The following is a 9,413-nucleotide window of genomic DNA, read 5'->3' as shown; positions in this document are numbered from 1 at the left end:
CCCGGGCGCTGACCCCGCCCCTCCCCGCGCCGCTACTTCGGCTCCGCCGAGGCGCGTGCCTGCTGGGCGATGTCCTCCAGCACCTTCTGGGGATCGGCCGAAGGCGCCACGGCCTTGCCGATGTTCCGCTTGATCGTGTCGCTGACCTGGAGCCAGGACGGCTCGTTGACGGGGTAGAGCTGCGCGCTGCTCAGCGCGTTCAGGAACTGCTCGGTGCTGGGGTCCGTCCCCGCGCCCTGGGACGCCTGGCCGGCGGACACCGTCGAGGGCAGCAGGTCGTAGCGCCTGGCGAACTCGTTGAGGTTCTTGTCCTCGTAGACGAAGTCGACGAACTCGCGCACCAGCTCGCGGTTGTCGTCGTGCTTGAAGGCCATCATCCAGTCGGCGACGCCCACCGAGGGCGGGGCCTTGCTGTCGCCCAACGTGTCCGACACCGGCATGGTCAGCGTGCCGACGCGTATGCCCTTCGCCCGCGCCTGGTGCAGGAGCGAGGGGTAGCCGTTGACCATGCCGACCTCGCCCCGCAGGAAGGCGGCGAAGGCGTCACGCCGGTCGAACGCGGCCGGCGCGACCGGGCCGGTCAGTTCCGGCTCGACCAGGTTGTCCTTGATCCAGCGGAACGTCTCGGTGTTCTCCTCGGACGCGATGCTGTAGCCGCCGCTGCTGTCGGTGTAGCCGCCGCCGTTGCTCAGCTCCCAGATCAGCGCCTCGGCGTGCGCCTCCTCGGGGCCGAGCGGCAGCGCGTACGGATAGGTCACGCCCGCCGCCTTCAGCGCCTCGGCCGCCTCCTTCAGGTCCGACCAGGTCTTCGGCGGCTTTGCGCCCGCCTTGTCGAACAGCGCCTCGTTGTAGAACAGCAGCCGGCTGCTGGCCACGAACGGCAGACCGTAGAGGGAGTAGCCGAAGGTGCCCGCCTCCGCGAGCGTCGGCAGGAAGTTCGCCTCCCGCTGGACCGACAGCAACTCGTCGGCGGGGTAGAGGCGGTCCTGGGCGGCGAAGTCCGAATACGCGCCCATCAGCGCCACGTCCGGCGCGTCGCCCGCCTCCACCATCCGGGTGACCTCGCGGTCGACGTCCGCCCACGGGTGCAGCGTCACCTCGGCGTTCATGCCGGGATGGGCGGCGGCGAAGGCGCGGGTCAGCTTGTCCCAGTACGCCTTGGAGCTGGTCGCCGGGGTGTCGCCGTACTCCGGGACCACGAGGCGCAGGGTCGTCCGGCCGCTCCCGGAGGAGGAGCCGCAGCCGGTGGCGAGGGAGACCAGCAGCCCGAACGCAGCCGTCGACGCTGCCATGGCGAAAAGTCTAGGACGCACGTTTTCCTCGTGATCTTCTTTGGACCGATGCGTCCGGAAGTCTCCCTCACCCCAGGCCGAAAACCGTACCCTCAGCCGCTTTTGTGGCCGTAGCTCCAACTGCGCCGATTGCCCTTGGTGTCTTCCGATATGCCCAACGCGCGTAGAACCTTCTCGCCCCCGCAGGCCCTCCCGGGCCGGACGGACGACGGACCCCCGCCGTGCGCGGCGCGGTCCGGCCCGCGAGAAGAAACTGACGGTGTGCCAGCCGCCTGAGTGAGGCATCAGTGACGCGGCCGCCCCGCCACCCGGCCGACGACGCCGTCGGCAGCCGGTTCCGTACGCTGGGACCATGCGTATGCGCCCCACACTGAGCTGGACCGCAGGCGAGGACGCGCTGTCCGGCGCCGTCGACCCGGCCCCGGTCGCCGACGCCCTGCGCGCCGGCGGGGTCCTGGTGCTCAGCGGGGCGGGAATCTCCACGGAGTCGGGCATCCCCGACTACCGGGGCGAGGGCGGCAGCCTGAGCCGGCACACGCCGATGACGTACCAGGAGTTCACGGCGGACGCCCGCGCGCGGCGGAGGTACTGGGCGCGCAGCCACCTCGGCTGGCGCGTCTTCGGCCGGGCCCGCCCCAACGCCGGTCACCGGGCCGTGGCGGCCTTCGGGCGGCACGGACTGCTCGCCGGGGTGATCACCCAGAACGTCGACGGCCTGCACCAGCGCGCGGGCAGCGCGGACGCCGTGGAACTGCACGGCAGCCTCGACCGGGTCGTGTGCCTCGCCTGCGGCGACCTCAGCCCCCGCCGGGAGCTCGCGCGCACGCTGGAGGAGGCCAACCCCGGCTTCGCGCCCACGGCGACGACCCTCAACCCGGACGGCGACGCCGACCTCACCGACGAGCAGGTCGGCGACTTCCAGGTGGTGCCGTGCACGGTATGCGGCGGCGTCCTCAAGCCGGACGTGGTGTTCTTCGGCGAGTCCGTGCCCCCGGCCCGCGTCGCCCTCTGCCGCGCACGGGTCGACGCGGCCACGTCGCTGCTGGTCCTGGGCTCCTCGCTGACGGTGATGTCGGGCCTGCGCTTCGTCCGGCAAGCGGCATCCGCCGGCAAACCCGTCCTGATCGTCAACCGCGACCCCACCCGCGGTGACCGCCACGCCGCCGCCCGCGTCGCACTGCCCCTGGGCGCGGCGCTCACCACGGTCGCCGACCGGCTCGGCATCGGCCTCGATGACTGACCCCGGCGCCCCCGGGGCCGGGCACCCCCCGCCCGCGCGCAGAGCCGCCTCCCGCTCGCGCCGCGTTCCTCGCGGTGCGCACCGAAGTGACCACCACGGCCCGGAGCCGGCCGGGTCCACCGGTTGACCGGCCGGGTTCACCGGTTGACCGGCCGGGTCCACCGGTTGACCGGCCGGGTTCACCGGTTGACCGGCCGGGTGTCGGGCACCCGGCGGGGACACCGCTCATCCCGTCGAGCGGCCCCCGGGACCAGGAGTGCTCCATGAACCAGGCAGTGCACGGGCAGCCCCCATCCGCGCGAGGGGCCTCGCGGTGGCCGCTGCTGCTGATGTTCCTCGGTCTGTGCTTCGCCGTCGCGGCGATCGGCGGGGCCGCCGCGGCCGACGCCGGCAGCACCTACACGGCGCTGGAGCGACCCGGCTGGGCCCCGCCGTCCTGGCTGTTCGGCCCGGTCTGGACGGTGCTCTACGCCATGATCGCCGTCTCCGCGTGGCTCGCCGTACGCGCCCGCTCCACGACGAGCGCGAAGCCGGCGATGATCGCCTGGGGAGCCCAGCTCGCCCTCAACCTCGCGTGGACGCCGCTGTTCTTCGCCGCCGACCAGTACGGCCTGGCGTTCCTCGACATCCTGCTGCTCCTGGCGGCCCTGGCCGTGACCATGCTGCTCTTCCACCGCCGCAGCCCGGCCGCAGCCCTGCTGCTCGTCCCGTACGCGGTGTGGGTGGCGTACGCGACGGCGCTCAACCTCGCCATCTGGCAGCTCAACACCTGACGGCCGCGGGTGCCGTCCGGATCTCGCCGGTACGTTGACCGGCGTGAACGGGGGGTAGTTTCCTCGGCATGGACCTTCGCACCACTGTCGAGCGCGCTCGACGCCTCAAGCAACTGCACGCCGACCACAGGCCGCTCGTGCTGCCGACCGTCTGGGACGTCTGGTCCGCGCGGACCGCGGCCGACGCCGGATTCCCCGCCCTGACCGTCGGCAGCCATCCGCTCGCCGACTCCCGGGGGGCCGAGGACCACGAGGGGCAGACCTTCGAGGAGGTGCTCGCCGCCGTCAGGCCGATCATCGCCGCGGTCGACATCCCCGTGTCCGTGGACCTGGAGGCCGGCTACGGGCAGGAGCCCGCCGATCTCGTCGCCGGACTGACCTCCGTCGGCGGCGTCGGCCTCAACATCGAGGACACCGTGCACGCGGACGGCGGACGCGTCCGCAGCACCAAGGAGCACGCGGACTACATCGCCGGCCTGCGCGCGGCGGCCGACGACGCGGGCGTCCCGCTCTGGGTCAACGGCCGCACCGACCTCTTCCTGCATGCGGACAATCCCGCCGGCGTCCTCGACGAGGCGATCGAGCGGCTGCGGGCCATGGAGCAGGCCGGCGCGGACAGCGTCTACCCGGTGCGCATCCAGGACGAAGACGAGCTGCTCGCGGCGGTGGTCGACGCCGTCGCCGTCCCCGTGAACTCCACCGCCCACCCCGTCAGGCACGACCTGGAGCGCTTCCGCCGCCTCGGCGTCGGCCGGATCACCTACGGTCCGCTGCTGCAACTCGCGCTGACGGACACGATGAAGGACATGCTCCGGCCCTGGGCCCCCTGAGGCCCGGCTCCAGCCGAGGCGGCAGGACTCTCACCGACGTGCAGTGGGGGCAGGGGCAGACGGGCGACTTCGGGGACTCCCCCCGTGGCCGCCGCCGAGAAGACCACGACCACGGCCGTGGACGAGCTCTTCTGACCCGCGGACAGCACGAAGGGGCCCCGACCGCTGTGGTCGGGGCCCCTTCTACGCGGTGATGCCGGCGTGCGGGGCGACTAGCCGCGGACGATGTTCTCCGCCTGCGGGCCCTTCTGCCCCTGCGTGACGTCGAAGGTGACGCTCTCGCCCTCGACCAGCTCGCGGTAGCCGTTGCCGGAGATGTTGCTGTAGTGGGCGAAGACGTCCGGGCCTCCGCCCGCCTGCTCGATGAAGCCGAAGCCCTTCTCCGAGTTGAACCACTTCACGGTGCCGCTGGCCATACGAAGATCCTTCACTGATGCCGGGCCGAGAGACCCGGCGGGGGATACGAGAGCGCACCCGCGATCGGGAGCGCCACCCGCAGCCCTACCCAGCAGCAACGCTCTTACACGGCGATCGGCGCGACTTCCCTCATCCGCTTCGCCGGGGTGGTCGCGACCAGGCGACCCGGACGCCACCGGCGCACAGTGGTGGCGTGGATGTGGAGCGAGTCGTCGACGAGTTGTACGGGCTGGCGCCGGCGCGGTTCACCGCGGCGAGGGACGCGTACGTCGTCGAGGCCAGGAGGGCGAAGGACCGGGCGGCGGCGAAGACCATCGCCGCACTGCGCCGACCGGCCCTCGCGGCCTGGGCGGCGAATCTCCTCGCCCGCCGCCGGCCGCAGGACGCTCGGCGCTTCCTCGCCCTCGGCGAGAGCCTCCGGTCGGCACATCGGGCACTCGACGCCGAGCGACTGCGCGAGGCCCGCGGCCGGCAGCATCAGCTCGTCACCGCCCTCGCGCGCGACGCCGCCGCTCTGGCCCGCGGCGAGGGGCAGCCGGTGAGCGGCACCATGCTGTACGACATCGAACGCGTCCTCCACGGCGTCCTCGCCTTCCCGGACGTCGCCGAGCAGTGGTCCCTGGGCCGTCTCGTACGAGTGCCCGAGGCCGTGGTCGGGTTCGCAGCCGTCGCCCCGGAGACGGCCCCGCCCCGTCGCGACGCGACCCGGACGGCCCGGCCGAAGGCGTCGGCCCCGACGGGTGAGCCGAAGCCGGAGCGGTGGGACCTCGCGGCTGCCCGCAGCGCCGCCCAGGAGGCCGAGGCCGAGGCGGACCGGTGCGAGCACCGGCTCTCCGCAGCACGGACAGCCGAGCAGGACGCCACCGCACGGGCCGAGGCAGCAGCCGAACAGGTCCGCCGGCTGAGCGACCGGTTGCATCAGGCGCAGGGTGCTCGGTCGGAGGCCGAGGCGGCCGCCGAGCAGGCCCGGCGGGCGGTGAAGGACGCGCGGGACGCCGCGCTCGGGGCGAGCCGACGAGCAGAGCGGGCCGCCGCCGCCGTGAAGCGGGCTCAGCGGGCTCAGCGGGATTGACGGGGCGTGGCGGGCGGTGTGCGGCGAAGACCCGCCGTCCACCGCGGCCCGGAGCACCTGTGACCACACCGGGCGACAAGGCCGTCCCTCGCCCCGGACCGGCACGCCGGGCGGCCGGGCTCAGGACCGGGTCGGTCGTGGAGGACGCCGGGACCGCGGAACCGCTCAGCCCACTCGCGCTCACGGCACCCCGGCTCCGGCCGCGGATGCCCAGCTTGCGGTAGACGCGGCTGAGCGTCGTCTCGACGGTCTTGACCGAGACGAGCAGCCGGTCGGCGGCGTCCTGGTTGCCGGCGCCCCCGGCCACCAGGCCGGCCGGGCGGCGTTCGACGTCGGAGAGCGGGCCCGCGGCGTCCTGGCGGCGGCCGTCGACACGGGTCAGCAGATCGCCGGCGAGCGCCGACCAGGGCGCGCCCCGACGGACGGCACGCGAAAGTCTGGACTTCACGGTCTGACCTTTCTGTGGCCCTGCGACGGGCGCGCGCCGAAGGCGAGGAGCGCACCGGTCTGCGGAGAACGCAGTGTCGCCGGGCCGCACAACCCGTGAACATCCGTGAAATCCCCTGCGCGTTCCCCCCCGGACCCGCGGCGCGGCCGCCGCAGGGGGCCGGAAGGTCAGAAGACCGAGAGACCGGTGAGCGTGGTGAACCGGTCCAGCGCCGCCACACCGGCCACCGAGTTGCCGCGCTCGTCCAGACCCGGGCTCCACACGCACAGCGTGCACCGCCCCGGGACGACGGCGATGATCCCGCCGCCGACCCCGCTCTTGCCCGGCAGCCCCACCCGGTACGCGAAGTCGCCGGCCGCGTCGTAGGTGCCGCAGGTCAGCATGACCGCGTTGACCTGCTTCGCCTGGCTGCGGCTGAGCAGCCGGGAGCCGTCGGCCCGGATGCCGTGCCGGGCCAGGAAACCGCTGGCCAGGGCGAGGTCCGCGCAGGACGCGGCGATCGAGCACTGCCGGAAGTACTGGTCGAGCAGGACCGGCACGTCGTTGTCGATGTTGCCGTACGACGTCATGAAGTGGGCGAGAGCGGCGTTGCGTGCGCCGTGCGCGGTCTCGGAGGCGGCGACCTCCCGGTCGAAGTCCAGGCCGGGGTTGCCGCTCTCGGCGCGCAGGAAGGCCAGCAGCTCGCCGGCCGCGTCACCGGTGCGGGTCTGCAACCGGTCCGTGACGACGAGCGCGCCCGCGTTGATGAACGGGTTGCGCGGGATGCCGTTCTCGTACTCCAGTTGCACCAGGGAGTTGAACGGGTTGCCGGACGGCTCGCGGCCGACGTGCTCCCACAACTCGTCGCCCTCCCGGGCCAGGTCGAGGGCCAGCGTGAACACCTTGGTGACGGACTGCGCGGAGAACGGCTGCCGCCACTCGCCGACGCCGTACACCGTGCCGTCCGGTTCGGCCAGGGCCATGCCGAAGCTGCGCGGATCGCAGGCGGCGAGGGCCGGGATGTAGTCGGCGGGCCGGCCGCGCCCGGGAGTGCGGCTGATCTCCTCCGCGATCTGCTCCAGGACCGGCAGGAACGCGGCGGGCGACGTCGTCGTCATGATCGCCATCATGCCCCCTGGCCGGCCCCCGTGCGCACCGCTGCTCCGAGCCGCCCCAGGCCGTGCGCACCGCCTCCCAAGGCCCGCCTCGCCCCACCGTCCGAGGGGCCCGCCCCACCGTCCGAGGGGCCTGCCCCGCGCCGGCGTCTCGCACACCGCCCGCCGGGCCTGCCGGCACCGTGGCGAGCCCCCGCGGCCTTCGCCCGTCAGCCGCGCTGAGTACGAGCGCGGATACCCAGCCCGGGGCCGTGCCGCTACCGTGTGGCCGTCCGGCCGGAACACGTCCGCCCGGGCGGGGGAGTGGACACGGGGGGAACCATGTCGGTGACGCGACGCCGCGCGACGACCGCGGCGGGCCTGCTGGTGGTCGCGGTGCTGCTGGGAAGCTGCGCCGAGGACAGCGGCGGCGAACCGGTGACCGGAGGAACGGGCGGTGGGGCGACCGCCGAACCCGCCGGCGACGACGCGCGCGGTACGGGCACGGCCGCCGCGAGCCCCACCGCCCCGGCCGCGACGAGCCCCTCGCCCGCATCGTCCGTCGGCGCCCCGCCCGACGCGTACACCTTCACCCCGGCGCCGCACCGCGTGCCGAGGACACCGGCCCGGGCCCGCGAACTGACCCGCCGCGCGTCGCTCGCACCCGAGGACTGGACGCCCGGCATGGTGCCGCACATCCCCTACGAGTCCTCCGGCACCGTGCCCGTACTGCCCGACTCCTGCGTCTGGACCCGCGAGCCGGCACCCGCCACCGTGCTGGACGCCTACACCCGCCGCATCGACCTGCCCGCCACCGGCGGCAAGGGCCGCGTCAGCGGCACCCTGACGGTCACCGTCCACCGCGACGCCGCGCACGCCGACCGCGAGATGCGCTCCACCGTGCAGGAGAGCTTCCGCTGCCCGACCCAGCACCTGGGCGGCGGCGAGCGCCTGGAGGGCCTACAGTCCATGCGGCTGGACCCGAAGGACGTCAAGAACGCCGACGCGACGCTGTTCGAGGCGGGCGCCCACCGGGCGTCCGGCGACGCCCGGCCGCAGCCCTACGTCTGGACCAAGTCCCGCATCGGCCCGGTGGTCACCGCCGTGTCCGTCAAGGGCGCCCAGGGCTACACCGACTCCGACCTGATCCGGTTCGCCGCGGAGGCCGGCGCCAAGCTGCTCTACCGCGTGGAGCTGGAGCTGTCGTGAACGACCTGGCACCCCTGCGGCCCACCGACCCGTCCCGGATCGCCGGCTACCGCATGCTCGGACGCCTCGGCGCCGGCGGCATGGGCGTGGTGCTGCTGGGCCGCAGCGCGGGCGGCGCACTGGCCGCTGTGAAGATCATCCACCCCTCGTACGCGCAGGACGCCGCCTTCCGCGAGCGCTTCCGCCGCGAGGTGCGCCTGGCCCGCCAGGTGCGCTCCCGCTACGCCGTGCCGGTCGTCGACGCCGACACCGAGGCGCTCGCACCCTGGCTGGCCACCGAGTTCGTGCCCGGCCCGCCGATCGGCGAGGCCGTCGACCGCACCGGCCCCCTGCCCGAGCACAGCGTGCTGCGCCTGGGCCGGATGCTGGCCGAGGCGCTGGAGGCGGTGCACACGGCCGGCATGGTGCACCGCGACGTCAAGCCCGGCAACGTCCTGCTGGCCCCCGACGGCCCGCGGCTCATCGACTTCGGCATCGCCCGCGCCCTGGACGACACCGTCCTCACCGCCACCGACATGGTGGTCGGCTCACCCGGCTTCCTCGCACCCGAGCAGGCCCGCGGCGAACAGCCCGGTCCGGCCGGCGACGTCTTCTCCCTGGGCTGCGTGCTCGCCTATGCCGCCACCGGCGAACGCCCCTTCGGCGCCGGCCCCGTGGAAGCGGTGCTCTACCGCACCGTCCACGACACGCCTCGGCTCGACGCTCTGCCCGGCCCGCTGCGCCCCGTCGTCGCCCACTGCCTGGCCAAGGACGCCGCCCGGCGGCCCACGGCGGCCGAACTGAGAGCGCTGCTCACCCGGGACACGCCCGCCGAAGGCTGGCTGCCCGCCCCCATCGACCGGCTCATCGCCGAACGCTCGGCCCGGATGCTCGCCCTGCCCGACATCGAGGCCACCCGCGTCGAACCGGCCGGCCCCGGCGCCACCACGGCGGTGACCGCCCCGCCCGCCCGGCCGCACTGGACCCGGCGCCGCACCCTGGCACTGGTCGCCGGCGCAGCCGCCCTCACCGCAGGCTCCACCACCGCCTTCTGGCTGCTCGGCGTAGACCGGCCCACCC

9 protein-coding genes and 1 pseudogene are annotated in these 9,413 nt (G+C 74.2%); 6 read left to right on the top strand and 4 right to left on the bottom strand.

The annotated features are described in order from the left end of the window. Positions 1 to 32: 32 nt before the first annotated feature. The gene (locus tag C6N75_RS22650; protein WP_105870738.1) at positions 33 to 1,292 is read right to left on the bottom strand and encodes an extracellular solute-binding protein; all 1,260 of its coding nucleotides are present in this window, start codon (positions 1,290 to 1,292) and stop codon (positions 33 to 35) included. Positions 1,293 to 1,644: 352 nt separating this feature from the next. Between C6N75_RS22650 and C6N75_RS22645 the strand changes: the two genes are divergently transcribed. From C6N75_RS22645 to C6N75_RS22635, 3 genes are all read left to right on the top strand, one after another. Beyond that, a complete protein-coding gene (locus C6N75_RS22645) occupies positions 1,645 to 2,532 on the top strand; it encodes an NAD-dependent protein deacetylase (protein ID WP_105870737.1) in 888 nt (295 codons plus the stop codon). A 263-nt stretch (positions 2,533 to 2,795) separates the two neighbouring features. Continuing rightward, the gene (locus tag C6N75_RS22640) at positions 2,796 to 3,305 is read left to right on the top strand and encodes a TspO/MBR family protein (RefSeq protein WP_105870736.1); all 510 of its coding nucleotides are present in this window, start codon (positions 2,796 to 2,798) and stop codon (positions 3,303 to 3,305) included. Between the two features lie 68 nt (positions 3,306 to 3,373). Further along, the gene (locus tag C6N75_RS22635) at positions 3,374 to 4,135 is read left to right on the top strand and encodes an isocitrate lyase/PEP mutase family protein (RefSeq protein ID WP_105870735.1); all 762 of its coding nucleotides are present in this window, start codon (positions 3,374 to 3,376) and stop codon (positions 4,133 to 4,135) included. A 212-nt stretch (positions 4,136 to 4,347) separates the two neighbouring features. Here C6N75_RS22635 and C6N75_RS22630 read toward each other — a convergent pair whose 3' ends face one another. Further along, positions 4,348 to 4,551: a cold-shock protein gene (locus C6N75_RS22630; RefSeq protein ID WP_105870734.1), complete on the bottom strand. Its 204-nt coding sequence runs from the start codon at positions 4,549 to 4,551 to the stop codon at positions 4,348 to 4,350. Between the two features lie 194 nt (positions 4,552 to 4,745). Between C6N75_RS22630 and C6N75_RS31755 the strand changes: the two genes are divergently transcribed. Continuing rightward, positions 4,746 to 5,624 carry a hypothetical protein gene (locus tag C6N75_RS31755; RefSeq protein WP_105870733.1) on the top strand — a complete coding sequence of 293 codons (879 nt, stop codon included), beginning with the start codon at positions 4,746 to 4,748 and terminating at the stop codon, positions 5,622 to 5,624. A 202-nt stretch (positions 5,625 to 5,826) separates the two neighbouring features. Here the strand turns inward: C6N75_RS31755 and C6N75_RS32000 are convergent. Beyond that, positions 5,827 to 6,072 (bottom strand): annotated as a pseudogene (locus C6N75_RS32000) (helix-turn-helix domain-containing protein); the annotation flags it as partial. Between the two features lie 167 nt (positions 6,073 to 6,239). Beyond that, positions 6,240 to 7,178 carry a glutaminase gene (locus C6N75_RS22615; protein WP_105870739.1) on the bottom strand — a complete coding sequence of 313 codons (939 nt, stop codon included), beginning with the start codon at positions 7,176 to 7,178 and terminating at the stop codon, positions 6,240 to 6,242. 309 nt (positions 7,179 to 7,487) lie between these two features. Between C6N75_RS22615 and C6N75_RS22610 the strand changes: the two genes are divergently transcribed. Together C6N75_RS22610 and C6N75_RS22605 are read left to right on the top strand one after the other, a co-directional pair. Continuing rightward, positions 7,488 to 8,354, top strand: a complete 867-nt coding sequence (locus C6N75_RS22610) for a hypothetical protein (protein WP_105870732.1) — start codon at positions 7,488 to 7,490, stop codon at positions 8,352 to 8,354. A gap of 5 nt (positions 8,355 to 8,359) precedes the next feature. Further along, the coding region (locus tag C6N75_RS22605) for a serine/threonine-protein kinase (RefSeq protein ID WP_146132642.1) at positions 8,360 to 9,413 on the top strand (1,054 nt) is incomplete at its 3' end.

This window comes from Streptomyces solincola (genome assembly GCF_002982015.1).
GTDB lineage: Bacteria > Actinomycetota > Actinomycetes > Streptomycetales > Streptomycetaceae > Streptomyces > Streptomyces solincola.
The sequence above is the reverse complement of the archived record's forward strand: the minus strand, read 5'-3'. Positions and strand labels throughout refer to the sequence as shown.